The sequence below is a fragment of the uncultured Eubacterium sp. genome, from assembly GCF_934295145.1.
Lineage (GTDB): Bacteria > Bacillota > Clostridia > Lachnospirales > Lachnospiraceae > Eubacterium_I.
The window spans coordinates 12,549-38,632 of record NZ_CAKRAS010000029.1 but is presented as its reverse complement, the minus strand read 5'-3'; the positions used below and the strand labels follow the sequence as shown (position 1 = coordinate 38,632).

The following is a 26,084-nucleotide window of genomic DNA, read 5'->3' as shown; positions in this document are numbered from 1 at the left end:
TTTGATGATAAATATTATAAAGATTTGATTGTTGAATATCTTAAGCAATATGACAAGGCAAGAAAAAAAGAAATTCGAGAATTATTATGGGATAAGCTGCCAGATGCTTTAAGTGAGAAGCAGAAAGAAAATTAGATTCGGAATTTACTTTATTCATTAAAGCAAAAACAAATAATCGAAACTGATTCTACAAATCAACAAAAATCTAATTGGATATTAAAAAAATAGCTTGGATTATATAAAAGTGTTTAGACAAGATTTAGTCAAGGCTAAGACAAGATTTAGACAAGAAAACTCAAATAAATAAGTGTTAGAGAAGGTTTTTAGACAAGGTTAAGACAAGATTAATCAAGAAAATCTCAATATAGACATACATCAAAATCTCCCCGCATAGATTGTAAAAAAGCAAACTATGCGGGGATTTGAGTGAAAGGTTATATCGAGGAACGGGCAATGGAAATTGCGCGATATATCATAGACAACAATGCAACGGTGCGTCAGGCTGCTAAAAAGTATGGAATTAGTAAGTCGACGGTACATAAAGACGTCACGGAACGTCTCAAACAGATCAGTCCGGCATTGGCAGTAAAGACACGAGTTGTGTTGGATGTCAACAAATCAGAACGGCACATTCGTGGGGGAATGGCCACGCGAGAAAAATATTTGCATCATCATTAAAATATAAAAAAGATATTAAAAACGAGAATATACAAAGGCATTATGAACATTCAGACAGAAATAAAACTAAAGAAAGACAATCAAACTATGACTCTTCGGGTAATCCGTTCCGCACGAAAAACCATCGGACTTCAGGTAAAGGAAGATGGAGAGGTACTTCTTCGGATCCCAAATCGTCTTTCCGCGCGTGCATTACAGGATTTCCTGAATCGTGAGCAGTCATGGATCTGGCAAAAAGCAGAACAAATGCAGTCACGCATAAAACAGCGGGAAGCGACAGGCGCAACGCCGGTGGGACAATTGTCACGAGAAGAACTGGAAAAAATCAAAGAAAAAATCGGATCGCGGGTAAGATATTACGGCAAAATCATGGGTGTGACAGTGGGGAGAATTACGATTCGAAATCAGAAAACCCGCTGGGGAAGCTGCAGTTCTAAGGGCAATTTAAACTTTAATTATCAGTTGTATTATTTGCCGGATGAATTACTGGATTATGTAGTGATTCATGAGTTGGTGCATAGAAGGCATATGAACCACTCTGCCGACTTTTGGGCAGAAGTAGAAAAATATTGTCCGGATTATAAGATATACAGAAAACAGCTAAACGAGTATCGTTTAACGACATGAACGCTTTATCGGTATAAGTTGCAAATTTCACAGAAAAACTATAAAATAAAAGAGTCGATTTATTCGAAAAAACAGATAAAAAGCAAAAACAGAGGAATTACATATGAAAAATGAAATGATGGAAAGTACAAGTGAAGAACTGTGTGCAGCACTTGTTGAAGCAGCAGAACGAATTATGGAGCGTTACGGTGAGAACTTAGAAGAGGCCTGTGCAATTGCCGGAATCACCGTGCAGGATTATGAAAACTGGAAAGATTATGAGGACAGAGAGCGCCAGAAACGCATGCAGAAACTCGAAGACAACGAAGCCACCAAGACGGTAATGGCAAAAATCGCGCAGCTGCTTGATATGGGAATTACTTTGGAGAGTGCATGTGAATTTGCGAGAATTTCCGTAGATGATTATAAGGAATATCAAAAAAGAAACACGAAGTAAGTAAAGCAGACGGGGATACCGGTAAAATGAGGGCGTAGAAGATGAAAAAGGGGTTATTAGTGGTTAGTTTCGGAACTTCTTACAGAGAAGCAGAGGAACAGAATATTATTCCGGTGGAACAGGCGCTTACAAAGGCGTTTCCAGAGTATGAAATGCGTCGGGCCTACGGCAGCCGCAGAATTATCAAAAAGTTGCGGGAGCGGGATTCCATAACAATTGACACAATTGAGGAGGCTTTGAAAAAATTTTCGGCAGATGGTTATACAGAACTGCTTATTCAGCCGACTTATATGATTCATGGATATGAGTATGATGAACTGATGGAACTTGTGAAAATGTATAAGAAAGAGTTTGCATCTGTACGTGTGGGACATTCGCTTCTGCATCAACAGTCTGATTATGAACAGCTGATCAGCGGTTTGAATGAAATTTTTGATTTCAGGAATTCTTCTGATGCTTTTGTTTTTATGGGTCATGGAACGGCGCATTTTGCCAATGCATGCTATCCGGCCCTGGAGCATCAGCTGCAGACACAGGGATATGAAAACGTATTTATTGGTACGGTAGAGGGATATCCGGCAATTGAGGATGTGAAAAAGCAGCTGTGCAGGCAGGGCTATAAAAAAGCCGTATTATCACCTTTATTGCTGGTGGCAGGAGATCATGCCAGAAATGATATGGCAGGGGAGAATAAGGACTCCTGGAAAAATGTTCTGGAAAGTAGTGGCATTGAAACTTCCTGTATACTGGCTGGACTTGGAAGCTACGCATTTGTGCAGCAGATGTTTGCAGTGCATGCGCAGCAGGCGGAAGAATAATTGTCACAGAATGTAAAGGAAATTAGAAAATCTATGGATTATTTTCAAGAGAATCAGGGACGTGTACAGGAGTAAGGATAACATATCATTATGGAACAGTTTTACTATAATAAGATGAATAAACTGCAACAGGCTGTGTATCACGGAATGTTGCAGGGCATCACGGCACTGGATACAGAGATTCAGATTCCGCGCATTGACGGGCGTGAGTTATATGATATCTTTTTTCAGATGCGTCTGGATCATCCGGAAGTATTCTGGGCGACGGGATATCAGTACCGCTATTATGATAATTCTTCCAATCTGATCCTGCTTCCGGAATATTTATTTGATAAAAATAAGATCCGGGAGCATCAGAAAGCCATGAAAGCCCGGGTGGAGAAATTGGCGCGGGCAGCAAAAAATCTGTCAGAGTGGGAGAAGGAAAAATACATCCACGATTTTATCTGTGAAAATGTAACTTACGATAAACTGAAAAAAGCATATTCCCATGAAATCATCGGACCGTTAGGGCATGGCGTGGGAGTCTGTGAGGGCATTGCAAAATCTGTGAAAGTGCTGTGTGATGCTCTTGGTATCTGGTGCATGATCGCTATTTGCGGGAATAATCCGGAGAAAGGCATCAAGTACCGCCATACATGGAATATTGTAAAAATCGGCGGACAGTTTTACCATCTGGATGTAACTTTTGACAATACCCTTGGAAAGCACAGTCTTGCAGGACAGGAACTGCGCTATGATTATTTTAATCTGGAAGATAAAAAGATTTTCCGGGATCACGAACCACTGATCGCACCGGCGCCTTTCTGTACGGATGGAGATCATTTTTATTACCGGGAGAAAAAGCTGTCTTTTACAAAAATTGAAGACGTGTACAAGCGGTCTTTGCAGGCGGCAAAAAAAGAAAGATTACTGACCTTTCACTGGCGCGGCGGTTATCTGACAAAAGGAGTTTTTCAGGAACTGCTGGAGCAGATCAAAAAAGCCGGGGATGAGAAACAGAAAGCAGCGCGGATCAGCGTGAACTGGGCGCAGGCTGTCATACGTGTCAGCTTTGTGGATGCAGTGGAAGATGCATGTATTGATATGGAAGAAGCAAATGAAGGCGAGCAGGAATGACCTGTTCGCCTTCTACTTTGTCTGCAAAAGATTTTTGTTTTCGCTAATAAATGTGTAATAACAAATCTGCGTATAATTTAAGTTTCTCTGCTTTTAACATAAACTTACAGTTATGGCTCAGTTGATGAAAATGTAATCTTTACAGGAGCAGCGCCATCATCAGAATCCAAATCAGGGTTAAAAAGGATAGAGGTAATACTATCTGAATTTGTGACATTAGAAAAAGTTATGCCGCCGCCGTCTACTTCATAGGTAATATATTGCTTTATTATGGAATTATACCAGTGTAGTCTGACAGTGCATGTTTCTGCTGTATTATCTTTGGGAAGTGTGAAACTGTAAGGTATGTAGATTGTAGTTCCTTCCTCAGATAAAATGTTTATATCCTCATCATCTAAAGAATAAGAGTATACTTTAGTGTCATTTACCAGAATCTCAAGTGTGACGTCTGAGAGAAAGGAACGACAGTTGAGTTTGCTGCAGCTCAGATTGAATTGTCCATCATTGCGACGATTCAGCTTATCATAATTTGCATCAACTTCAAGACGTGGCTGCCAGTCTGCCAGTGACAGGACAGAAAAAGAACTATACTCATCATTCATATCTACGGTCTGTTTTGAACCGTTTGTATCGATGCATGCAGTTGTCGTATAGGTGTCAGCACTGATCGGCAGGTCAGCGAAACCAGTATAAGTGCCGTCCTTATAGGTAAATGTAACTGGGATATTATTTTGATCCGAGTTATTCAGAAGCTGCATGGTCAGAGTCGTGTTGTCCTGATAGTTTTTCAAAACAGCAGTAAATTTGACATGCAGATTTTTTCCATCTTCAGAGACAGAATCTGCAGTTGCGTTATAACTTTGAAAATAAGTGTCTCGCTCCGTGGTGTAATCGGAATCGTTATTTATATAAACCGGAGCGGAACTTTGTGCTATCTGCGTGGAAAGTGCGTTTAATTTAGTGGAAAAAGTTACTGTGACTACAATCAAAGCAACTGTCAAGGCCAGGCACGCGGTACCAAATCCGATGGAAGTCCGTTTCCAGGTTTTGTGATTTTTTTGCAGGATTTCAGAAGTGATCTTTTCAATGGTTTCCAGAGAAATGCCTAATGCAGAAGAATTATCATGATGATCTGCATCATCACTTTGATTATTTACAAAAGCGGAATTGGTTGATGCATCTGCACCATTCCGGTGATTCGAATCGTAATCGGAATTCTGACTCAAACAAGAAGAAGTTTCTTCGGAAAAAATATCTACATCTTCATCCAATAACTTATCTAATGATACCTGATAAAATTCTGCCAGAAATTTTAATTTCCCAAGATCCGGGCGTGTGGCATCGGATTCCCATTTGGAAATAGACTGGCGGGAAACCTGCAATTTTTCTGCAAGCTGTTCCTGTGTCATATTCTGTTTTGTTCGTAATGTATATAATTTTTCACCTAATGTCATAATGTACCTCCGTCTGGAAAAAGTGATCCTGTCATAAATTTGTGATTACAGAATCAAATTGATGTTGTGTGACTTTCCGGAAACCTGAAATACATAATGTGCTGTGTATCTCATCTGTTTTCAGTATAAAAAATCAGCGGAAAATGTCTACCAATCGACGTGAGCGATTGCGCAACTTCAGGTTGCAACCCAGTGTTTATGCGGTCGGACGGTTCATTTCATAGGATAAAATCAGATACATCCGTTCCCGGTAATCATCAAAATCTTCCCCAATCAGAGTATTTATTTTTTTGAATCGATACACCAGAGAGGTACGATGCATATCCATGGCCTCCGCTGTGGCGGCCAGATTCCGTTCATGTGTCAGGTACATGTATAATGTGTAGGCAAGCTCAGAGTGATGCTTCTTATCATAATCCAACAGAAATTGCATTTTCGGATGACAAAAGGTCCAACTGGATTCGTTTAGTGTAAAAGAATTCAACATATGTTCCAAATAGTAGTTTTTGTAGGAAAACAGGTTTGGTGAATGATTCTTGCACATACCGAGTTCAATGGAGCGAAGTGCCTGATTATAGTATTCTTCAATATTTAAAATATTCTGGAAACAGTTGCTCATCCCGGCATAAAGTCCATTTTCCTGACAGAGTTTCTGAATAGTGTCAATGTACTCCTGCGGAAGTAGCTGGTTTGTGGGAATCGTAATAACTGCAATCAGCTGACCATTGTAAATAACTGTTTTCAGATATGGAATCCGGCTCTCCAGCATGTTTCGGACATGACGAGCATTGACGGTTTCCTGACTTCTTGCAATTTCGATGACGATGCAGTAATTGTTGCCGTTGAAATCATCCTTTACATAATTCATATGTGTAATGGAAGAACGGTCTGCGGCAATTTTGTGATCCAACAGATCGCGGATAAAATATTCATAGTTAAATCCACGTGCATTCTGAATGAATGCATCTTTTTTGATCTGCTCATTGATATATTTTTTTAAAATCAGCAGAAATTCTGTATCGATCGGTTCCAGTGGTTTATTGATAGCGGAAACGACAATATGACCGAGATCTTTGCTTGTGTTAATGGAACAGTAAAGCTGTTCATAACCGAGTTCTTCATTGAAAGCACGGATTGGGAGTTCACTTCTTTTTACCCGTTCATGGATATTATTCTGTCGGCTGACCATTTTAAAATCCTGATCGGTAAATCCTTTTTTCTCCAGTGTACGATCCGTAAAATTCTGATCTTTTAGTTTTTCAAAGGGGGCTGCGATCAGATTATAATTTGCATCAAAAACAAATACTGGATTTCCAAATACCCGGTAAGAATAGTCGATGGCTGGCTGCAATCCGTTATCAAAAGCCAGAAAATCGAGGAGTGTAGAACCGTAAAATCCAACACCGCACTGGATATTGTAATAGCTTTGCAAAAGACCATAGATTTCTTCAGGATTATTACATTGCACAAATAAGACACTTACACAATCCGGGAACTGACTGTTCAGCATATCCATATTGATATCCTCAGGAACAATACATAAAAGATGCATATCCTGAATAAACGGAAAGGAGAGAAGCTCCGGTGAATAGGTGCATGTGTACAGTAAATGGATGGTCAGTGGCTGCGGCGCATCATATAGTTTGTTCCATCCAGTCAGGGCATGTATACCATCGGATGAAGTCAGCAATGTGGAATAGTCCCCCAACTGATATTGAATTTGTTTTAATCCTATGTACATTTCAAGTCCTCCTCTGTCTGTTCTTCATTATACACGAAATAATTGCGAAAGTAAAAACACTTATTCTACATTAGTGTAGAAAAACACTTGTATATTTCGCAGACATCATACGAAAAAAAGCAGGCATATTTTTAATACAATGTAATTAGCAAGATAGTAATTACAAACTATTAAAAATGATAAAAAAGGAGAATGAAAAATGAGCTTTAATGATAATCTTCCGAAATTAAAACCGTTTAAAAGAAGTGTTTCCATCATTGGCGTAGGTGCGACTCCGTTTGTACGTATCCTGGATGATCCATCTGTAGATGGTATGAATGAACAGGAACTTTTCGCATATGCGGCACGGGACGCAATGAAAGATGCCGGAGTTGATGGCAGTGATGTGGAATTTTACATCCATGGACAGGCCGGACCGGGCTGGACAAGTAACCTGGCAACCCCAAACATGCATGTGGCAAACTGGATCGGTATGAAAGGAAAAGGTTCTTATCATCACAGTGAAGCATGTGCAACCGGTTATGTGGGCGTGGAGACAGCCGTTGCATTAGTTGCTTCCGGTGAGTATGACATGGTTCTGAGCGGCTGTATCGAGACACCGTACTCCATTGCATATCCGACCAGAGTAGTTACAAAACGTCGTTTCGGAACAGATGCAATCTTCCATGATGTACTGGCTTCTACGCAGTGTAGAGATTATACCTTATTTACCCGTGGTTCTCTGCCATTTAACTCTGAATCCTGGCTGGATTATTACGTGAAAGAGAATGGAATCAGCGAAGAGGATGTGGATGCAATGATGACAGCGTTATCTATTAACTGCCGTCGTGCAGCAGCGTTAAATCCGCTGAGTACAATCACAAACAATACATATGAGGAACTTGCAGCAGCAAGTGGCATGGATTCTGCTTATGAGTATCTGCATTCTAAATTCAATCCATTAATTGGAAAATACATGAGAGGTTCTCACTTCGAACAGCGTTGCGACGGTGCAGCAGCAATTATTGTATGCCCGACAGAACTGGCTTATAAATATACCGATCATCCGATTGAGATTCTTGGTATCGGTCATTCTAATGTGGAGGCTGGAAACCCGAGAAATGAGATGTACGCAACACAGAATGCATACCGTCAGGTAAAAGAGCTGACCGGACTGACTGGCGCAGATATGGATATCTTCCTTGCAAATGATTTCTACAATCAGTCTGAATTCCTGTCTGCCGAGATGTGTGAATATCTGCCGAAGGGTGAAGGCTGGCAGTATACAAAAGAAGGCCGTATCGCTTATGACGGAGACCGTCCGATCAATACAAATGGTGGCCGTTGCCAGTATGGTCATGCAGCAGGTGCTTCCGGATTACATGATGTGTATGAAGCAGTTCACCAGATGCGAGGAGATGCAGGTGTGACACAGGTTCATCATGATGTAAAACACGCAATGCTCCGTGGATTTGGCGGAAGTCAGAACGTATTGAATATCATGATGGAGAGAAAGTAGGAGAGGAGGACGATGGTTAAAATGACAAAATATGATTTAAAACCGATTGTAAAAACTTATTATGATGCTTTGGAAGAAGGAACCATTCTGGGAAGAAAATGTACCAGATGCGGACATATCGAGTTTCCTCCTTATCTGTGCTGTAACGAGTGCGGAGGTCTGGATACCGAGTGGGTGGATCTGACAAATATGCGCGGTATTGTAAAGCAGGCACTTCCGACAAAAGGAGCATTCGGTGATCCGGAATTCCGTAACACACAGGGAGACTATTTTGCAGTAGAGATTGAAGTACCTGGTATCGACCCGTTTAATGCGAGTCTGTTACATGTGGATTATGACAAATATGCAGAATTTGATCAGTATATTCAGGAGCATGAAGTAGAAGTAAAACCGTTACTGTTCCAGGATGAAGATATGAAAGTCGTAGCCTGGGAACTGGTAGAAGATAACGGATTCAAGAAGATTCCGGAGATCAAGGCACCGGAACCAAAGAAAGAAGAAACAAAAACTGCAGCAGCAACTGCAACGGTAGATCTGAGTAATGATGCAACCTCACAGACCGTTATTGAGGCGGCAGCAGATGCGTATGGAGTAGATGCATCAGGTATTACGCTTGCAACAGATATCCGTGAGGATTTATCCAATGAATCCATGAAGATGATTGTTATGATCTCAACAATTGAAGATCAGCTGAACGTAACAATTGAGATTCAGGAAGCAAGTAACCTGAATACCATTGCAGATTTTGTAAATGTAGTAAAAGAGCGTCTGGGCGAAGAGACAATTGCAGCAGATGCGGCAGTAGCGGCCGGAACTTCCGCAGCACAGACAACTGCAGCTGCATCCGAAGAATTAGATGATGTGGCAAAAACTGTCATTGAGGCGGCAGCAGATGCGTATGGAGTGGATGCATCAGGCATCACGCTTGCAACAGATATCCGTGAGGACTTATCCAATGAATCCATGAAGATGATCGTTATGATCTCAACAATTGAAGATCAGCTGAACGTAACAATTGAGATTCAGGAAGCAAGTAACCTGAATACCATTGGAGATTTCGTATCTGTGGTACGCGAAAGACTTTAAGGAAATTTTCAAAACCCAAATCTAATACCTAAACCCATATCGAAGAAAGTTACCGCATCATACGGTGACTTTTGTAAAGCGGACATTCGCAATCCGCTTTCGCTACTTGCTCATGAACGCAGTCGCTTTGCGACCTGCGTTCAAATTCAAAAAAAGGAGAGTGTAAAAATGGCATTTCAGTTCATGAATTCTATTTATGAAAAAGCGAAAAAAAATGTAAAGACAATCGCAATTCCGGAAGTAACCAATGAATATATGATCAAGGCAGCTGCAAAGGCGACTGCAGATGGAATTGCAAATATTATTCTGGTAGGAAATCCGGAGGATGTGACAGCAACAGCCGAGAAGGCAGGCGTGGATGTATCCGGAATCCGTGTGGTAGATGTCAACGATGCAGCATACAAAGAAGAATTACTGGAGCGATACGATGCATCTTCTGACAAAGCAATGCCGAAAAGCTTTGTAAAGAAAAGAATCGATCATCCGCTTTATCTGGCAACATTGCTTCAGGCAGTAGGAGAGGCTGACGGTACTCTGGCTGGTGTCGATACTACAACTTATGAGTTTGTACTGGCAGCAAAAAGTATCATTGGAATGCAGCCAAACTGCCCGACAGCTTCCGGTCTTCTGATTGAAGAGATTGAAGGATTTGCCGGAGATCAGGGAAATCTGATCGGTATGTCCGATGGCGCAGTCTGCATTCAGCCGACAGTTGAGCAGCATGCCGGAATCGCAATTTCTTCCTGCGAGACATTCGAAACACTGACTGGAACAGAAGCGAAATGTGCCTTCCTGTCATTTTCTACCGATGGTTCCGGTGGCTTAAGTGAGCCGGTTAAAAAAGTACGTGAAGCAGTTGCACTTGCACAGCAGCTGAGACCGGATCTGAAGATTGATGGTGAATTCCAGGCGGATGCAGCAGTTGATGCACGCGTTGGTGAGAAAAAAGTAAAACGTGAAAGTGCTGTAGCAGGACATGCAAACGTACTGATTTTCCCGGATGCAGCAGCTGCAAATATAGGCTCCAAGTTAGTACAGCGTCTGGCAAATAATGTGCAGGTGTATGGACCAATCTATCAGGGATTCCGTCTGCCGATTCTGGACTGCTCCAGAAGTGATACAGATGTTGAACTTTATAACAATATCGCATTGCTGGCAGTTATGGCAGGAAAATAAAAAAGGAGAATATCATTGATGAAAGAATTTACTGTATTAACAATCAATCCTGGCTCATCCAGTACGAAAATGGGTGTGGTAAAAGGTGATAAAGTGATTGTAAACCGTGAGGTAGATCATCACAAAGAAGATTTTGCAGAGTGTAAAACTTTCGCAGATCAGGAACCAATCCGTATGGAAATGATCCGCAAAGCGCTGGAGGAGGAAGGGATTGCCCTTTCTGAACTGGATGCTGTTTCTGGCCGTGGCGTTGGCTTATATCCATGTGCCGGAGGAACATATAAAATCGATGAACTTGCCTATGAACATGCAAAAAATGATGTGGGAGGTATCCGCCATCCGGCCAGCCTTGGAATCATTATGAGTTATAAACTTGGTCAGGAATTAAATATTCCGGCATTTTTTGTAAATCCAATGCCGACAGATGAACTCTGTGACATGGCTCGTGTGACCGGTATCCCGGGCATTTACCGTCCGGCCAAATCCCATCCGCTGAACCAGAAACAGGTGGCAATCCATCACAGTGAACTGATGGGTAAAAAATATGAAGACTGCAATTATATCATCCTGCATCTGGGCGGCGGTACCAGCATTACTGCACATGAAAAAGGAAAAATGATTGACGGAAACCGTGCAGGTGACGGTCAGGGACCAATCTCACCAAACCGCTCCGGAGATTTATGTGTGGATGATGTCATCAAATGCATCAAGAAAGGTATTTCAGCGGATGAAGCAAAAGATTATGCTTCCAGCAAAGGTGGATTACTTGCATGGTGTGGCACCGATGACCTGCGCGAAGTAAAAGCAATGATCGCAAACGGTGACAAAAAAGCGGAGCTTGTATACAATACCATGATCTATTCCATGGGAAAATGGACAGCTATGATGGCCGGTGCGTTAAAAGGAAAAGTAGATGCTATTCTTCTGACCGGTGGTATGGCAAGAGATACGGAACTTTGCGATAAACTGGCAGAGTATATTTCCTGGATCGCACCAATTTACAACTATGCAGGAAGCTTCGAGACAGAGGCACTTGGATTTGGCACAATCCGTGTCCTCAAAGGCGAAGAAGAAGCGAAGACATACACAGGAAAACCAGTATGGAATGGTTTTCCATGGGATAAAGAATAAAAATACAATGATACAGGCGGGAGGCGAGAAAAATGGGAGTACCGGTGTTTACGGCAGAACATACGGAAGGTGTCTGCCAAATAACGTTTGAAATTTCGGATGAAATGACAAATTCAGACGGCCGTATGAGCATTGGCTCACTGGCTCGTCAGATGCAGCGTATTACGGAAATCCATTTTGATCAGGAGGCAGGTCTTACCGGGGAGGAGTTACTTGCCAAAGGGTTGAGCTGGGTGATTTCCTGGACAAATATCGAATTGGAACGATTACCGGATAAGGGCGAAAACGTGATCCTGCGTATCTGGCCGGGGAAAAATAAAATAAATCTGTATTCCAGGATTTATGCAATGTATACAGAAAATGGAGAACCGTTGATGGCGACATCTTCGCTGTTTCTGTTGATGGATCAGAATACCAGAACGGTGGCAGCACAGCCGGAAGAAATGAAGATCATGAATCCGGTCATGATCGCCGGGGAACCGAATTTGCCGAAGCTGCAGCAGAAGTTTCCAAAGGAATACAGAAACCAGCTGCTGCGGACGGTATCGGCAGAGGAAATTGACTATAATGGTCATCTGAACAATTCCAGATATCTGGACTGGACAGAAGTACTGATGGATGAAGACTTCTATGCAGAACGCACACCGAAAAATATCTGGGTACAGTATACAAAGGAATTGCGGGAAGGGGAAACTGCAAAACTTCAGTATGTCTGGGAAGAAGATGTTATGTACCTGAGAGGTGTACATAATGGGGAAGATTCCTTTTTGGTGAAAATGATGTTTTAAAGTGTATAAAGATACAAAACAGAGAAAAGATTTGTATTTGAAAAACGAAAAACATATTTTGACAGACAGATATAATAGAAAAAAGAAAGGAAGAGTGAATTATGAAAACAAAAAAATTATCAAAAAGCTTAACAGATAACCGTTTTGGCGGCTGGGGCTGGAGTATGATCTTCTATACGATGATCCTGTACTTTTTTTACGCAGCAATTACAACAGATGGAATGAATCTGATCCCGTCTGCTTTTGCTGAGGCTCACGGATGGGATGCAAATACTTTGCTGTCTGTCGCTACACCTGCAGGTCTTGTTGGACTGGTTGGAGGATTTGTTTTTGGACGTCTGGTTATTAAGACGAAACCGAAAAATATGTCAGCAGTGACATTGATCATTACCGGAGTGCTGTATGCACTGCTTGGAATGGTTCCATCGGTTGCTTTATATACCATTGATCTGATGCTGATCTGTTTCTTTGCATCTGGATTTGGTACCGCAGCATGCCCGGCTTTTATCGCAAACTGGTTCCCGCGTAAAAAGGGAATCGCACTTGGATGGGCGACTATGGGTGCACCGATCAGTTCCAGTGCGTTTGTTGCCGGATTTGCTGTATTACTTGCAACAAAAGGAATCCGTACAGCATTTGTTATCTTTGGAGTATTGGCAGTTATTGTAGGAATTATCACATTTTTCTGGGCAAAAAATGAACCGGCAGATGTAAACTGTTTACCGGACAATATGGAACTGGATGAGACAGTTTCCACACAGGAGCTGGTACTGGATAACGAGAAATATTCTATCAAAAATATTTTGAAAAACAAAAATACCTGGCTGATCGTATTCGGTTATGGATTTTTATGGATGGTTCTGGTTGGAATTATTTCACAGTTTGTACCACGTATGATGTCCGTAGGATATACAAATGCAGAGGCACTGACCTTTATGTCAATTACTTCTATTATTGCAATCCCGGGAAGTTATCTCTGGGGATGGCTGGATTCCAAATTCGGAACAAAGAGCATTTCCATTGTATTTGCATTTTCCTATGTGGCTGCACTGGTATTGCTGATCACATCCTTTAACATTGTATGTGTATGGCTTGGATGTATTTTTGCCGGACTTGGAATCGGAGGACTTCTGAACCTTCTGGCATCTATGATCATTTCCGTATTCGGAAGAGATGGATTTATGTCGGCCAACAGTATCATTTACCCGCTGGCAAACGTTGTGCGTACACTGGCATTTATCCTGATGGCTATGCTGCTGAAAGTTTCCGGAGGAAGTTTTACACTGCCATACATTGTATTTATTGTAATTGACATTATCGGAGCAGGACTGATCATGCTGATCCCGTATAAAAAAGCATAAAGATACATCATAGAGTAGTATTGCAAAACCCTTAATTTTTAATATACCTAAAGTCAGAGAAAAACCGTCGCGAACGTGGCGGTTTTTCTGCGTTCATGAGCAAGTAGCAAAAGCGGATTGCGAAAGTCCGCTTTATCTCAAAAGAGAGTATAGAAAAACCTTTCTATATTAGTGTAGAAAAATGACATTTTTTTTCAACAGAATACTATGAGGTATTGATGAATAAAACACTATATACTGGAAGCATAAAAAAAAGAAAAAGGAGATTTGGTATGGAGGCAAAAAAACACAGTTGGCATGGCCCAAAACAGATTGGTATGATGATCTACACAGCAATCCTGTTCCTGATCGGAACAAGTATTATCGGAGGAAATAACAATACCGTATTTCCAATGTTTTCCGAAATCAGAGGTTGGGATGTCAACATAATCAACGTAGTATCCGGACTGGCCTGTATCGCAAAGGCAATTGGTGTATTAGTTCTGGCAAGAGTCGTAAGAAAGACAGGAGCTAAGAATCTTACGACAGTGACATTGATTCTTTCCGCTTTGTTACTGATCGTATTTGGAACGACAAAGAGCTTACCGTTATTCCTGGTGGTTATTTTAATTATCGGATTCTTAGGCGGCGGTTATGAGAAAAACGGTGGTATGACACTGACCGCAAGCTGGTGGCCGACAAAGAAAGGTATTGTACTTGGATTTACAACGATGGGTATTGTTGCAATGAACTTTCTGTATGTACCGATGATGCCGAAACTGCTTGGCAAACTTGGCCTTGGCGGAGGAATGACAGTTATCGCAGTGATTCTGATCATTGTTGCAATTATTACTGCATTATGTGTAAAAAATAACCCGGAAGAAGCCGGAGAATATCCGGATGGAGATCCTACCTATGCAGTAAACGGAGCAGAGATTGCACAGATGATGAAAGAATACAAGAGCCCGTTTACAATTGGAAAAGTATTAAAAGATAAAAACACATGGTTCATTGGCCTTGGCTCAGCACTGGCATTTATGGCTGTTATGAGTTATATCGCATCTGCAATTCCTGCAATGCTGGCAATGGGGTATGCATATCCACAGGCATCTGCGATTTTCGCCGTTGGTGGAATCATGGGAATTATAGGAAGTTTTATTTTTGGTATTATTGATCAGAAAATCGGAACAAAAAAAGCATTTGTAGCATATTTTGTATTTATTATTATTGGATTTGTGGCATTACTCGGCATGCCAAAAGGTCTGACATTCTGCTGGATTTCCGGTGTTGTTATTTTTGCTGCACAGGGTGCGTTATGTAATTTACTGCCATCTTATGTAGCCAGCAAATATGGACGTTGGGATTATACGGCAGGTTACCAGGTAATTGGAACAATTTTTGAAATCGGAGCTGGTATCGGTGTTATGATGACAGGTTTCTTTGCTGGAAATATCATGGGTATGTATATCTTTGATATTGTAGTACTGGTGATCGGATTGATCTTTATGGCACTTTCCAGTGATAAATTTATCGGAAAACGATAGGAAACAGAAGAATGGAGGAAAAACGAATGATTGTTGAGAACAGGGGACAGCAGCAGAGCATTCGCTATGTGATTGATACAGACCGTTGCTGCGGATGTAAGAGATGTATCCGCCGCTGTATGGAAAATGTATGGCAGTGGGATGAAGAAAAAAAATGTGCTTATCCGAAATATCCGGATGAATGTGTATTGTGTTATCAGTGTGAGATGGATTGTCTGAACAATGTCATTGACATTCAGGTTATTTCCGCTCTTCAGGTGGATCCGCTGGAATACAGTGCGGCACTGATGAATAAACAGAACGGACAGGAGGGATAAGCTATGGCAGAAATCAAAGATTATGGAGAATTATATACATCAGATATCCTCATTGTCGGCGGAGGTATGGCCGGACTGGTAACTGCCATCCGTGCAAAGGAAAATGATCCGACACTTGATATCCTTGTGATCGATAAAGGTGTTATCGGATGGAACGGACAGGCTACAAAAGCCGGAAACGGAATCCGTGCCACATCCAAGCATCCGAATGGCGTAAAAAATGCGCTGGAATATCTGGTGCATGCGCACACTCCATTTTTAAATGATCAGGAGTTTTTGAGAGACTATCTCGTATATCACAGAGATAATATTGATTATATGAAGCATTGTGGTGTCATTACTTCCTGTAATGAGGAGGGAGAGGCAACTCCGCTTCCGTTTATCCCGGATGCACTGGATATGGGCGGTGTTTCCATCAATGTATGTGCACAGCTGCGTCAGATGGCATTGAAATTAGGCATTCGCTTATTAAGCAGAGTGAATATTTTTGAACTTCTGACCAGCAAAAAAGGAAAAGTTATCGGAGCCATCGGTTTTGATATGGATCATATGGAATGTAAGATTTTCCATGCAAAAGCAGTGGCAATGGCAACACAGGGATGTCACTTTAAGAAAATCGGTCTGGAATTTATGGGATATGGAACCGGTGTCGGTGCCATGTACCGTGTTGGCGCATTAATGCGAAATGTAGAATTTTCTACACAGGTAGACGTTGTATTTAAGAAGACAAACACACCGATTTATGGTGGATTTAACATGATCTGCAATAAAAATGGTGAAAACCTGACAGACAAATATATCGGTCACAAAGAGTGGGAAGTAACACCTGCACTGGTTGATGCCATGGTAAAAGAAGTAGCGGCTGGAAATGGTCCGCTGACAGTAGATCTGGCACATCCGGATGAAGTGCGTATGATGATCGGCGGAACAGATATGGATGAGTCCACCCAGCGTATGTTCCGTGACAAAATGGCATGGGAGCACCTGGTATTCAGAAAAACACAGGAAAATCTGGGTGTTATGGGCGAAGTAGTTGATACTACGATCAAGACAGTTATCCAGGTAGAACCGATCAAAGTAGACAAAGAAATCAAAACGGATGTAGAAGGACTTTGGGCACCTGGAAAAGTAACCACACAGGGAAATGCATATTTTGGCTGGACTCGCGGTGACGGACTTGGAAATGCTTCCACTACTGGTATGATGGCTGGTGACAGCATTGCACCATATGCGGCAAAAGCAGAGTGGGATGAACTGGATCTGGAGCAGGTGGCTGCATTAAAAGAGAAAATCTATGCACCATTACACAGAGAAGATACTCATCATTTCAAAGAGATTTACGATATGATCGAGACTTATATTTTCGATGTACATAAATGTATTCTGAAAGATGAGGCTGAGATTCAGAAAGTGTATGCTGATATCGAGAAGATGAAAGCAATTGTACCGCATCTGACTGCTGATGATCCGCACTCTCTGTCAAAATGTCTGGAAGCAGCAGATACAATCCTCTGTCTGGAAATGATCTTCCGGTCCGCAGAAATGAGAAAAGAAACCCGTGGTATCATGTATCCACATTACCGTGCGGACTATCCTCAGACAGATAATCAGAACTGGCTGAAATGGATCAATATCCGTCAGGGAGCAGATGGTGAGATGGAATTATTTACCGAAGATATTCCAATGTGGAGATATCCGGTGCGTCCGCAGGGCTATATCATTCCGGAAGGACATACGGATGAATATGATGAAGCAGAATTTTATGCAAATTGTTAAGAGGAGGTTCGAAGAGTGAGTACAGTGAATATCAAGATCAACGGGTATGATTATACCATGAAAAAAGGAATCACCATTCTCGATGCTTCCTTTGAAACATTAAAAATGCAGCGTGAGTTTATGCAGCAGCCGATCCCGACACTTTATTATATGAAAGGTGTGCAGGATGTGGATCAGTCCGGTGTCTGTATTGCAGAGGTGGATGGGGAGATCGTAAATGCATCCATCACAAGAATCAAAGAGGGAATGGAGATTCAGACAAGAACCCCGGCTGTTATGGAAGCCAGAAAGAAAGCGCTGGCAGCAATTTTGGAGCAGCACAACAAATCCTGTCTGTACTGTTTCCGTTCTACAAGCTGTGAATTGCAGGATCTGCTGAAAGAATATGGATTTACCGACGAACCGGATCTGCCGAAGACAAACCTCGAGCAGCTGGATCTGAGCTCTAAAGTATTAATTCGTGATAATAATAAATGTATCAAATGCAAACGATGCATCAATGTCTGTGCTAAAATGCAGGCTGTATCTGCCATTGCATGTACGGGTGATGGACTGGAGGCAAAAATTGAACCTGCTTCTCCGGCTGGACTGGCAGCAGCAAGCTGTGTGAACTGTGGTCAGTGCGTGGCAGTCTGCCCGGTTGGTGCACTGACAGAGAAGACACAGATGGATGAAGTGAAAGAAGCACTGAATGATCCGGAGAAATATGTGGTTGTTCAGGTGGCTCCGGCTGTCAGAGCAGCACTTGGGGAAGCGTTCGAATTCCCAATCGGTGTGGATGTAGAGGGCAGAATGGCAGAGGCACTTCGCCACCTTGGATTTGACAAAGTATTTGATACAAAATTTGGTGCAGATCTGACAATCATGGAAGAATCCAACGAGCTGATCGAGCGTTTGAATAATGACGGAGAACTTCCGCTGATCACATCCTGTTGTCCAGGCTGGATCAAATACGCAGAGCATTTTTATCCTGACATGCTGGAGAATATTTCTTCTTGCAAATCTCCGCATCAGATGCAGGGAGCCATTGTAAAAACTTACCTGGCAAACCAGGAGCATATTGCGAAAGAAAATATCGTTATGGTATCTGTAATGCCATGTACCGCAAAGAAATTTGAGATTACCCGTGAGGATGAGTGCGGAGCTGGTGTTCCGGATGTGGATATTGTCATCACAACAAATGAACTGGCTCAGATGCTCAAAGATGCTGAAATCCAGCTGGAGGCTATGAATCCGAATTCTAAATTTGATCTTCCGCTTGGATTTGGTACCGGAGCGGCTGTTATCTTTGGTGTAACCGGTGGTGTTATGGAAGCTGCATTAAGAACAGCAGTGGAAAAACTGACAGGAAAAGATACTGTTTTAGAATACACAGCTGTGCGTGGTATGAACGGAATCAAAGAAGCATCTGTAGATGTAAATGGAACAACCGTTAAAGTGGCTGTTGTATCCGGTCTGGCAAATGCAAACCAGCTGTTGACAGCAATTAAAAACGGTACCGCAGATTATCAGTTTGTGGAAGTGATGGCCTGCCCGGGTGGATGTGTAAACGGTGGCGGACAGCCGCATCAGAATGCTGCAACCAGAGTGCTGAATGATGTGCCGAAAATGCGTGGCGCTGCGTTATATCAGAATGATGCAGGAAGTGCCATCAGAAAATCTCATGAGAATCCGGTAGTAAAAGAAGTTTATGCATCCTTCTTAGGTGAACCGGGATCTGAGAAAGCACATGAATTACTGCATACAAGCTATCAGATGAGATAAAAGAAATCTTGCAGCTGATTTGCAGGAGATGAGAAGTACAAAAAGGAAATAGGAGCAGGATATCGTTACTTTGCAAAGGTGAAGTGATGGTATCCTGTTTTTTTGTCCGAAATAATAGTATAATACCAGAAGAAACACAAAAAAGATGAGGATACATACATTGGAACAAAACGATTTAAGAACAGGATTAAATCCATTTGAAATGCTGGAAGAACTGCTCTGGCAGGATCAGTTTGAACTGATTTTTCCAGACAGTGAGTCAGATTATAAAGAAGAAGCATTGCAAATCCGTTTAATTTATCTGATGAACGACGCAGTAGAAAGTTTTCTGGTATTTGTCAATGCGAAGATGACCGGGCAGTATCAGCCGGATTATGAGGGTGAACTGGAAGCAGAATTAAGCCGGGAGGACACGGAGGAAGGGACTACTTATGTGCTGGTGGTTCATCAGGGTGACAGTGTCGTGACATTATTTTTTGAGGATTTGAAAGTTGAAACGCATTTGTACCGTTATGGAGATTTGGGACATTTCTGGGTAAAAGGCTATGAATACTTGCGTCAATTGGAATATCGTATAGCCATTTTACATACAAAATGTGAATACCTTGGGGAAGATGCTGCCAGTGAAGAAGAACGAAAGTTGGCGGAACTAGTGTATTTTCCACCATTGAATTATGCCTGCTATCCAGCTGTTTCACAAAAATATATTGTGCCAATGGATGGGGTATGGGAGCCAACAGAACGGGCAATCTCTATCATGGAGGAACTGGCAGCAGAAGCTAATGATCACAGTTTGCTTTGGTGGTTGTCATTCTATCGGAAGCATCATGGAAAGGGGATGAGCAAGCTGCTTGCATGGATGATGCATCGCATCAAACATGGAGCTGTGATAGATTTGCTGATAGACAAATTGATGCGTACAAGTGAAGGTTACCCGGTGCGTATATATCATACAGAGATTTTGATGCGTGCAATGCAACGCAAAGCCGAATTGGAATCTCTGGGAAAAAAGGTTACCCTGGTCAGGGAAGAACCTTTCACAACAGCGCAGGATTCCGTGGAATATAATGTATACCTGATGATATGGAAGAAAAAATGGGGTGATCGGGTAGTGGAAGTAGAACATATTCTTGACGGATACTAAAAATCCAATCAAAAAATGCAGAAAAAATATAATGTTTTGTTGGCGGAGGAAAAGATAATCCATCATTAAATCATACTATTCCGATAGGAGTGAAAACGTTTTCACAATCTTAGTTTGAAAACTGGAAGAAATTTCTGTATAACTGTAGGAAAGAAAGGACAGGAACATGAATTTTAATACACAACTATTACACGGAAAATCGGTGGGTGCGTATTCTTTTGGAGCAACCTTACCATCCATCAGTCAGGTGAGCGCTTATACCTATGAGACATCAGAACAATTGGAAAAGGTCTGTCAGAATAAGGCAGCAGGATTTGCTTATACCCGAATCGGAAATCCGACAGTGGCAGCTTTCGAGCGTCGTATCTGTGAGATGGAAGGAGGTTTTTCTGCAACGGCCTGCGCATCAGGTTTAAGTGCAGTGGTATTTTCTTTATTAAATATCCTGCAAAGCGGAGATGAAATCATCGCAAGCAGCGGTGTGTTTGGTGGAACCATTGATGTATTCCGGGATTTGTTAAACTTTGGGATTAAGGTACATTACGTTTCTTATTTATCTGAGGAAACGATTGCACCTTTGCTGAACGAGAATACAAAAGCTGTTTTTGGTGAAGTGATCAGTAATCCGGGACTGGATGTAATAGATGTGTCAGCGGTTGCAGCTTTTGTGCATACGCACCATATTCCTTTGATTTTAGACAGTACGACAGCGACACCGTTACTGATCCGTCCATTAAAGCTGGGAGCTGATATCGTGGTTCACTCCAGTTCCAAATACATTAACGGAAGCGGCAATTCCATCGGCGGAGTGATCGTGGATGGTGGAAAATTCCGATGGGATCTGAAGCGTTACCCGGTGCTGGCAGAGTACAAAAAGTTTGGTCCGGCAGCGTATACCGCACGGTTGAAAAACGATACGTTACGAAATTTTGGCTCCTGTATGGCTCCGATGAATGCTTATCTGAATACCGTAGGTCTCGAGACCATGGGGCTTCGGGTACAGAAAGAGTGTGAAAACGCATTCACACTGGCAAAGGCATTAGTGCAGATGCCAGATGTAACCGTCAATTATCCATTGCTTGAGACGTCATCTTATCAGAAGCTTGCGACAGAGCAGTTCGGTGGTTATGGTGGTGCGATCTTAAGCCTTCGGGTTGGCAGCAAAGAACGTGCATATCGCCTGATGAATCATTTGAAATTTGCACACATTGCAACAAATATCGGAGATTTGCGGACGCTGGTCATTCATCCGGCTTCCACAATCTACATTCACAGCACCGAGGAAATGATGCATGCCGCAGGTGTATACGATGATCTGATTCGTGTCAGTGTAGGGATAGAAGATGCTCAGGATCTGATCGCTGACTTTATTGAAGCAATCGCGTATGCGGATAAAGAAGCAGAGTAAAAAGGAGAAATAGTATGGCAGTTGATTATGCAACTTTAAAAAAAGGCGGTTTTATGCGCCAGAAACAGAAAAATAATTTTTCACTGAGAATCCGTGTGGTTGGTGGAACTCTGACAGCAGAACAGTTGGCAGTGGTTTCTAAAGTGGCAGAGACTTACGGAAAAGGGTATGTACATCTTACTTCCCGTCAGGGTGTGGAAATTCCATTTATTAAATTAGAGCAGATTGACGAAGTAAAAGAAGCACTGGCAAAGGGGGGCGTCGTTCCGGGTGTCTGCGGACCGCGTGTCCGTACCGTTACAGCCTGTCAGGGAGCAGCGGTCTGTCCCAGCGGATGTATCGATACCTACGCGCTGGCACAGGAGCTGGATGCAAGATATTTTGGACAGGATCTGCCACATAAATTTAAATTCGGTGTGACAGGATGTCAGAATAACTGCTTAAAAGCAGAAGAAAATGATGTAGGAATCAAAGGCGCGATCCGCGTAAACTGGATTCCGGACGCATGTATTCAGTGTGGTGTCTGTGTGAAAGCCTGTCGTACCGGGGCAATTACGCTGGAAGACGGCAAAATCACGGTAGACGAGTCCAAATGTAATTACTGCGGACGATGCACAAAATCATGTCCGACCAGTGCATGCGAGGAGACACACGGATATATCGTATCTTTCGGTGGAACTTTCGGAAATCACGTTCATAAAGGAAACGTGGTTATTCCGTTTATCGAGGATCATGACAAATTAATGAAAGTCTGTGACGCGGCCATCGATTTCTTTGCAGACCATGCAAATGCAGGCGAGCGTTTCAAATTCACGATTGATCGTGTTGGCGCAGACAAATTTGAACAGGCGATCAGGGAGGCATATGAAAATGAGTGAGATACAGTTTGATGATCAGGTCGATATCACAGATGTGGTATGCCCGGTAACATTTGTAAAGGCAAAAGTAGCATTAGAGGAACTGGACGACGGAGAAATCCTTGCAGTCCGCATGAACGACGGTGAGCCGGTACAGAACGTGCCGCGCAGCATCAAAGAGGAAGGACATCAGATTCTGAAATTGCTGGACAATGAAGATGGCACTTATACACTTTTTGTGAGAAAAGTGGAGGAGTAAGACGATGGCAGAACGAATCAATCAGGATAATTTTGATACAAAGATTTTACAGGCAGAGGGCGTGGCCGTTGCAGATTTTTATTCCGACAGCTGTGTTCCATGCAAACGGATCTCACCGTTGCTGGCAGAGCTGGAAGAAGCACATGGGAATGTGTATGTCGGAAAAGTAAATGTTGCATATGACACAGAACTGGCAGAAAAATACGAGGTAGCATCCACACCGACGCTTATTTTTTTCAGAAACGGAACAGAAGTGAATCGGTTACATGGAGTGGTAAAAAAAGCAGAGCTGGAAGAAGCAGTGGCAAAAGCTGCAGAGAAATAAAAATAAAAGTTGTGAAAAAGTGAGGACAAAAACATGAAATTAAACGTAGCAGGAGAAAACAAAGAATATAAAGAGGGACTGACCGTCAAAGAACTGATCGCATTGGAAAACGTTGAGACACCAGAGTATGTAACCGTTTCTCTGAATGACGAATTTGTAGATCAGGGTGCTTTTGAATCTACCACATTAAAAGATGGCGATGTCGTTGAGTTCATCTACTTCATGGGAGGTGGAAAATAATGGCATTCAGTAACGAGCAGCTTGAGCGTTACTCCCGTCATATTATTTTGAAGGAAGTAGGCGCAAAAGGACAGAAAAAACTGCTGAACGCAAAGGTTCTGATCATCGGAGCCGGCGGACTTGGTGCACCTTGTGCCATGTATCTGGCAGCAGCCGGTGTGGGAACCATCGGTATCGCAGATGCGGATGAGGTTGACCTCTCCAATCTGCAGAGACAGATCATCCATAGTACCGATGATCTGGGAAAAGCAAAAGTACAGTCTGCAAAAGAGACCATGAATCATCTGAATCCGGATGTAAACGTTATTACTTATCGTACGTTTGTGACATCAGAGAATATTATGGATCTGATCAAGGACTATGATTTTATCATTGACGGAACAGACAATTTCCCGGCAAAATTCCTGATCAACGATGCCTGCGTCATGGCGAAAAAACCATTTTCCCATGCAGGAATCATCCGTTTCAAAGGTCAGCTTATGACTTATGTACCGGGCGAAGGTCCATGCTATCGTTGTGTATTCAAAAATCCGCCGCCAAAGGATGCGGTACCGACCTGTAAACAGGCAGGTGTCATCGGAGCAATGGGCGGTGTCATCGGAAGTCTGCAGGCCATGGAAGCCATTAAGTACATTCTGGGACAGGGTAAACTTCTGACCGGAAGCCTTTTAACTTACGATGCATTGGATATGGAATTCCGCAAGATTAAATTACCGAAAAATACATGCAATTGTGCCGTTTGTGGTGATCATCCGACTATCACAAAATTAATTGATTACGAACAGGCAGAATGTGAGGGAATTTAGATGCAGATCAAATTAGCAGAGAGCGATTTTAATACGATGGCAGATTGGGCAAAAGAACATCTTCCAGAGGAGAGCTGTGGACTGCTTGCCGGCATAAAAGACGGAGATGTACGTGTTGTAAAAAAAGTATATTATCTGACAAATATGGATCATACCAACGAACATTTTTCCATGGATCCAAAAGAACAGTTAAAAGCTATCAAAGATATGCGTGCCAACGGTCTGACACCACTTGGAAACTGGCACTCTCATCCAGAGACACCGGCGCGTCCGTCCAAGGAAGATATTCGCCTGGCTTATGACAGTAAGGCGTCATATTTGATTTTGTCTCTGATGGATACAGAACAGCCGGTATTACATGCGTTTACCATTGTGGATGGTACTCCGACAAAAGACGAAATCGTATACGAAGCATAAGTAAATGGTAAATCAGGGTGTAAAATTACAAGAACAGGTAGTTTTACACCCTGTCTGTATATTATAATAAATGCACATGAGGCAATATGCTATAGTGAAAAATGAGTTGTTATAGATAACATTAAAGATATAGAATAAATCAAGTTATGTATATTGGAAACAGAGAATGAGGAAATAGATAACATGTCGATCAAAGAAATTGCAAAACGGGCAAATGTTTCTCCGGCAACAGTATCCCGGGTACTGAACAATCCGGATTATAACTGTTCTTCCCCGGAGGTGCGGGAGCGCATCCGGAAAGCTGCCATGGAACTGAATTATGTGCCGAATGAGGCAGCCCGCAGTCTGAAACAGGGAAAAAATGAAAAGGCAGAAAAAACATATTATATTAACGTACTGATTACGCGTACGGACGGCGCAAACGTAGATCCGTTTTTTGATGCATTGCTTCGCGTGATCGAGACAGAGATTCACAGAAGTAACTGTATATTGGCAAATATCTGGTACCGTTCTATTTTTTCGGATGACAAGCGCTGCGCACGGGAGAGCATCAAGACAATTGTGGAACAGATGCAGCAAGAATCTGTACAAAAAGCAGATGGTCTGATTGTCATTGGAAAATGCAATAAAGAAGCTTTGCTTGAGATGAAACAGTACTATCACAGTGTTGTCTGTGTCAATCGCAATGCTACGAGTGGGATTACGGATGAGGTGGTCTGTGACGGGCACAAGATTGCGCAGACCGCAGTGGAGTATCTGATCAGTCTGGGACATCAGAAGATTGGTTATGTGGGTGCCTGCGGGACCAATGCACGTTATCAGGGCTATTTGCAGACGCTGCGCGAGCATGATATTGAAGTAGACCCTGAATTTATCATGAAGACGAGACAGACAGAAGTGGAAGGTTTTAAAATGATGGAGCGTCTGTTGGAGTCAGAGGAACGTCCGACTGCGATTTACTGTGCCAATGATATTTCCGCGGTTGGTATGCTCAAGTGCATGGCAAATAATAAAAAGTGTGGATATACGCCATCCATCATCGGAAATGATGATATCGAGGCGGCGCAGGATACAAAACCGATGATGACAACGGTGCGTCTGCCGAGAGATGAGATGGGAAAATTTGCCATGTATTTACTCTTGGATCATTTGCGTGGCGGACATCGTTCTGCGGTGAAGATGGAACTGGAAGGACAGCTGCTGATTCGAAACAGCTGCATCCGGGTAAACGACAGCAGTTGGAGTGACTACTGCATATAAAAATGTGGGTTTTCACAATTCTTTCACAATATCAACAAAATTTTACTACAATCTTCAGATATGATATACTCATCA

At 42.3% G+C, this 26,084-nt stretch carries 26 protein-coding genes; 24 read left to right on the top strand and 2 right to left on the bottom strand.

Going from position 1 to position 26,084, the window contains the following annotated elements:
- The first annotated feature begins 426 nt into the window (after nucleotides 1-426).
- From spoIIID to Q0I54_RS07625, 5 genes are all read left to right on the top strand, one after another.
- Nucleotides 427-678, top strand: a complete 252-nt coding sequence (gene spoIIID, locus Q0I54_RS07645; protein WP_296117702.1) for a sporulation transcriptional regulator SpoIIID — start codon at nucleotides 427-429, stop codon at nucleotides 676-678.
- Between the two features lie 87 nt (nucleotides 679-765).
- Nucleotides 766-1,305, top strand: coding sequence for a M48 family metallopeptidase (locus Q0I54_RS07640; RefSeq protein ID WP_296117701.1), 540 nt, complete (start codon nucleotides 766-768; stop codon nucleotides 1,303-1,305).
- A gap of 103 nt (nucleotides 1,306-1,408) precedes the next feature.
- Complete coding sequence (locus tag Q0I54_RS07635; RefSeq protein ID WP_296117700.1) at nucleotides 1,409-1,741, top strand: hypothetical protein; 333 nt, start codon at nucleotides 1,409-1,411, stop codon at nucleotides 1,739-1,741.
- 41 nt (nucleotides 1,742-1,782) lie between these two features.
- Nucleotides 1,783-2,559: a sirohydrochlorin cobaltochelatase gene (locus Q0I54_RS07630; RefSeq protein WP_296117698.1), complete on the top strand. Its 777-nt coding sequence runs from the start codon at nucleotides 1,783-1,785 to the stop codon at nucleotides 2,557-2,559.
- Between the two features lie 90 nt (nucleotides 2,560-2,649).
- The gene (locus Q0I54_RS07625) at nucleotides 2,650-3,678 is read left to right on the top strand and encodes a transglutaminase domain-containing protein (RefSeq protein WP_296117696.1); all 1,029 of its coding nucleotides are present in this window, start codon (nucleotides 2,650-2,652) and stop codon (nucleotides 3,676-3,678) included.
- A gap of 110 nt (nucleotides 3,679-3,788) precedes the next feature.
- Here the strand turns inward: Q0I54_RS07625 and Q0I54_RS07620 are convergent, their stop codons facing one another.
- Together Q0I54_RS07620 and Q0I54_RS07615 are read right to left on the bottom strand one after the other, a co-directional pair.
- Nucleotides 3,789-5,132: a helix-turn-helix domain-containing protein gene (locus Q0I54_RS07620; RefSeq protein WP_296117695.1), complete on the bottom strand. Its 1,344-nt coding sequence runs from the start codon at nucleotides 5,130-5,132 to the stop codon at nucleotides 3,789-3,791.
- Between the two features lie 196 nt (nucleotides 5,133-5,328).
- On the bottom strand, nucleotides 5,329-6,873 hold the full coding sequence (locus tag Q0I54_RS07615; protein WP_296117694.1) for a CdaR family transcriptional regulator: 1,545 nt from the start codon (nucleotides 6,871-6,873) through the stop codon (nucleotides 5,329-5,331).
- A gap of 199 nt (nucleotides 6,874-7,072) precedes the next feature.
- Between Q0I54_RS07615 and Q0I54_RS07610 the strand changes: the two genes are divergently transcribed.
- The 19 genes from Q0I54_RS07610 to Q0I54_RS07520 all read left to right on the top strand — a co-directional run bounded on the left by Q0I54_RS07610 (nucleotide 7,073) and on the right by Q0I54_RS07520 (nucleotide 26,009).
- Complete coding sequence (locus tag Q0I54_RS07610) at nucleotides 7,073-8,371, top strand: thiolase family protein (RefSeq protein ID WP_296117692.1); 1,299 nt, start codon at nucleotides 7,073-7,075, stop codon at nucleotides 8,369-8,371.
- Nucleotides 8,372-8,383: 12 nt separating this feature from the next.
- Nucleotides 8,384-9,457 carry a phosphopantetheine-binding protein gene (locus tag Q0I54_RS07605; RefSeq protein WP_296117690.1) on the top strand — a complete coding sequence of 358 codons (1,074 nt, stop codon included), beginning with the start codon at nucleotides 8,384-8,386 and terminating at the stop codon, nucleotides 9,455-9,457.
- A 168-nt stretch (nucleotides 9,458-9,625) separates the two neighbouring features.
- Nucleotides 9,626-10,633, top strand: a complete 1,008-nt coding sequence (locus tag Q0I54_RS07600) for a phosphate acyltransferase (protein WP_296117689.1) — start codon at nucleotides 9,626-9,628, stop codon at nucleotides 10,631-10,633.
- Nucleotides 10,634-10,651: 18 nt separating this feature from the next.
- Nucleotides 10,652-11,764, top strand: coding sequence for a butyrate kinase (buk, locus tag Q0I54_RS07595; RefSeq protein WP_296117688.1), 1,113 nt, complete (start codon nucleotides 10,652-10,654; stop codon nucleotides 11,762-11,764).
- Between the two features lie 32 nt (nucleotides 11,765-11,796).
- Nucleotides 11,797-12,552 carry an acyl-[acyl-carrier-protein] thioesterase gene (locus tag Q0I54_RS07590; protein ID WP_296117686.1) on the top strand — a complete coding sequence of 252 codons (756 nt, stop codon included), beginning with the start codon at nucleotides 11,797-11,799 and terminating at the stop codon, nucleotides 12,550-12,552.
- Between the two features lie 101 nt (nucleotides 12,553-12,653).
- Nucleotides 12,654-13,913 (top strand): nitrate/nitrite transporter, encoded by a 1,260-nt coding sequence (locus tag Q0I54_RS07585; RefSeq protein WP_296117684.1) that lies wholly within the window; start codon nucleotides 12,654-12,656, stop codon nucleotides 13,911-13,913.
- Nucleotides 13,914-14,185: 272 nt separating this feature from the next.
- Complete coding sequence (locus Q0I54_RS07580; protein WP_296117682.1) at nucleotides 14,186-15,436, top strand: MFS transporter; 1,251 nt, start codon at nucleotides 14,186-14,188, stop codon at nucleotides 15,434-15,436.
- A 26-nt stretch (nucleotides 15,437-15,462) separates the two neighbouring features.
- Nucleotides 15,463-15,753 carry a ferredoxin family protein gene (locus tag Q0I54_RS07575; protein WP_296117680.1) on the top strand — a complete coding sequence of 97 codons (291 nt, stop codon included), beginning with the start codon at nucleotides 15,463-15,465 and terminating at the stop codon, nucleotides 15,751-15,753.
- Nucleotides 15,754-15,756: 3 nt separating this feature from the next.
- A complete protein-coding gene (locus Q0I54_RS07570) occupies nucleotides 15,757-17,529 on the top strand; it encodes an FAD-binding protein (protein WP_296117679.1) in 1,773 nt (590 codons plus the stop codon).
- Nucleotides 17,530-17,544: 15 nt separating this feature from the next.
- Nucleotides 17,545-19,293, top strand: a complete 1,749-nt coding sequence (locus Q0I54_RS07565; protein WP_296117677.1) for a [FeFe] hydrogenase, group A — start codon at nucleotides 17,545-17,547, stop codon at nucleotides 19,291-19,293.
- 160 nt (nucleotides 19,294-19,453) lie between these two features.
- Nucleotides 19,454-20,437 carry a DUF3878 family protein gene (locus tag Q0I54_RS07560; RefSeq protein WP_296117675.1) on the top strand — a complete coding sequence of 328 codons (984 nt, stop codon included), beginning with the start codon at nucleotides 19,454-19,456 and terminating at the stop codon, nucleotides 20,435-20,437.
- Nucleotides 20,438-20,603: 166 nt separating this feature from the next.
- Nucleotides 20,604-21,845: a PLP-dependent transferase gene (locus tag Q0I54_RS07555; RefSeq protein ID WP_296117673.1), complete on the top strand. Its 1,242-nt coding sequence runs from the start codon at nucleotides 20,604-20,606 to the stop codon at nucleotides 21,843-21,845.
- Between the two features lie 14 nt (nucleotides 21,846-21,859).
- Nucleotides 21,860-22,723, top strand: coding sequence for a 4Fe-4S binding protein (locus Q0I54_RS07550; protein ID WP_296117671.1), 864 nt, complete (start codon nucleotides 21,860-21,862; stop codon nucleotides 22,721-22,723).
- Nucleotides 22,716-22,961 (top strand): sulfurtransferase TusA family protein, encoded by a 246-nt coding sequence (locus Q0I54_RS07545; protein WP_177975263.1) that lies wholly within the window; start codon nucleotides 22,716-22,718, stop codon nucleotides 22,959-22,961. The genes Q0I54_RS07550 and Q0I54_RS07545 overlap by 8 nt, the downstream gene beginning before the upstream one ends.
- 4 nt (nucleotides 22,962-22,965) lie before the next feature.
- A complete protein-coding gene (locus tag Q0I54_RS07540) occupies nucleotides 22,966-23,286 on the top strand; it encodes a co-chaperone YbbN (protein WP_296117668.1) in 321 nt (106 codons plus the stop codon).
- A gap of 33 nt (nucleotides 23,287-23,319) precedes the next feature.
- Nucleotides 23,320-23,526 (top strand): sulfur carrier protein ThiS, encoded by a 207-nt coding sequence (gene thiS / locus Q0I54_RS07535; RefSeq protein WP_109217007.1) that lies wholly within the window; start codon nucleotides 23,320-23,322, stop codon nucleotides 23,524-23,526.
- Entirely contained in the window at nucleotides 23,526-24,332 is an 807-nt protein-coding gene (locus Q0I54_RS07530) for a molybdopterin-synthase adenylyltransferase MoeB (RefSeq protein ID WP_296117666.1), read from the top strand. The genes thiS and Q0I54_RS07530 overlap by 1 nt, the downstream gene beginning before the upstream one ends.
- Nucleotides 24,333-24,749, top strand: coding sequence for a M67 family metallopeptidase (locus Q0I54_RS07525; RefSeq protein ID WP_296117664.1), 417 nt, complete (start codon nucleotides 24,333-24,335; stop codon nucleotides 24,747-24,749).
- Nucleotides 24,750-24,932: 183 nt separating this feature from the next.
- A complete protein-coding gene (locus Q0I54_RS07520) occupies nucleotides 24,933-26,009 on the top strand; it encodes a LacI family DNA-binding transcriptional regulator (protein ID WP_296117662.1) in 1,077 nt (358 codons plus the stop codon).
- Nucleotides 26,010-26,084 lie beyond the last annotated feature (75 nt).

Coding starts and splice junctions, on each gene's coding strand:
- Q0I54_RS07640 (WP_296117701.1), top strand. CDS start 766: ATGACTCTTCGGGTAATCCGTTCCGCACGAAAAACCATCGGACTTCAG.
- Q0I54_RS07635 (WP_296117700.1), top strand. CDS start 1,409: ATGAAAAATGAAATGATGGAAAGTACAAGTGAAGAACTGTGTGCAGCA.
- Q0I54_RS07630 (WP_296117698.1), top strand. CDS start 1,783: ATGAAAAAGGGGTTATTAGTGGTTAGTTTCGGAACTTCTTACAGAGAA.
- Q0I54_RS07625 (WP_296117696.1), top strand. CDS start 2,650: ATGGAACAGTTTTACTATAATAAGATGAATAAACTGCAACAGGCTGTG.
- Q0I54_RS07620 (WP_296117695.1), bottom strand. CDS start 5,132: ATGACATTAGGTGAAAAATTATATACATTACGAACAAAACAGAATATG.
- Q0I54_RS07615 (WP_296117694.1), bottom strand. CDS start 6,873: ATGTACATAGGATTAAAACAAATTCAATATCAGTTGGGGGACTATTCC.
- Q0I54_RS07610 (WP_296117692.1), top strand. CDS start 7,073: ATGAGCTTTAATGATAATCTTCCGAAATTAAAACCGTTTAAAAGAAGT.
- Q0I54_RS07605 (WP_296117690.1), top strand. CDS start 8,384: ATGGTTAAAATGACAAAATATGATTTAAAACCGATTGTAAAAACTTAT.
- Q0I54_RS07600 (WP_296117689.1), top strand. CDS start 9,626: ATGGCATTTCAGTTCATGAATTCTATTTATGAAAAAGCGAAAAAAAAT.
- buk (WP_296117688.1), top strand. CDS start 10,652: ATGAAAGAATTTACTGTATTAACAATCAATCCTGGCTCATCCAGTACG.
- Q0I54_RS07590 (WP_296117686.1), top strand. CDS start 11,797: ATGGGAGTACCGGTGTTTACGGCAGAACATACGGAAGGTGTCTGCCAA.
- Q0I54_RS07585 (WP_296117684.1), top strand. CDS start 12,654: ATGAAAACAAAAAAATTATCAAAAAGCTTAACAGATAACCGTTTTGGC.
- Q0I54_RS07580 (WP_296117682.1), top strand. CDS start 14,186: ATGGAGGCAAAAAAACACAGTTGGCATGGCCCAAAACAGATTGGTATG.
- Q0I54_RS07575 (WP_296117680.1), top strand. CDS start 15,463: ATGATTGTTGAGAACAGGGGACAGCAGCAGAGCATTCGCTATGTGATT.
- Q0I54_RS07570 (WP_296117679.1), top strand. CDS start 15,757: ATGGCAGAAATCAAAGATTATGGAGAATTATATACATCAGATATCCTC.
- Q0I54_RS07555 (WP_296117673.1), top strand. CDS start 20,604: ATGAATTTTAATACACAACTATTACACGGAAAATCGGTGGGTGCGTAT.
- Q0I54_RS07550 (WP_296117671.1), top strand. CDS start 21,860: ATGGCAGTTGATTATGCAACTTTAAAAAAAGGCGGTTTTATGCGCCAG.
- Q0I54_RS07545 (WP_177975263.1), top strand. CDS start 22,716: ATGAGTGAGATACAGTTTGATGATCAGGTCGATATCACAGATGTGGTA.
- Q0I54_RS07540 (WP_296117668.1), top strand. CDS start 22,966: ATGGCAGAACGAATCAATCAGGATAATTTTGATACAAAGATTTTACAG.
- thiS (WP_109217007.1), top strand. CDS start 23,320: ATGAAATTAAACGTAGCAGGAGAAAACAAAGAATATAAAGAGGGACTG.
- Q0I54_RS07530 (WP_296117666.1), top strand. CDS start 23,526: ATGGCATTCAGTAACGAGCAGCTTGAGCGTTACTCCCGTCATATTATT.
- Q0I54_RS07525 (WP_296117664.1), top strand. CDS start 24,333: ATGCAGATCAAATTAGCAGAGAGCGATTTTAATACGATGGCAGATTGG.
- Q0I54_RS07520 (WP_296117662.1), top strand. CDS start 24,933: ATGTCGATCAAAGAAATTGCAAAACGGGCAAATGTTTCTCCGGCAACA.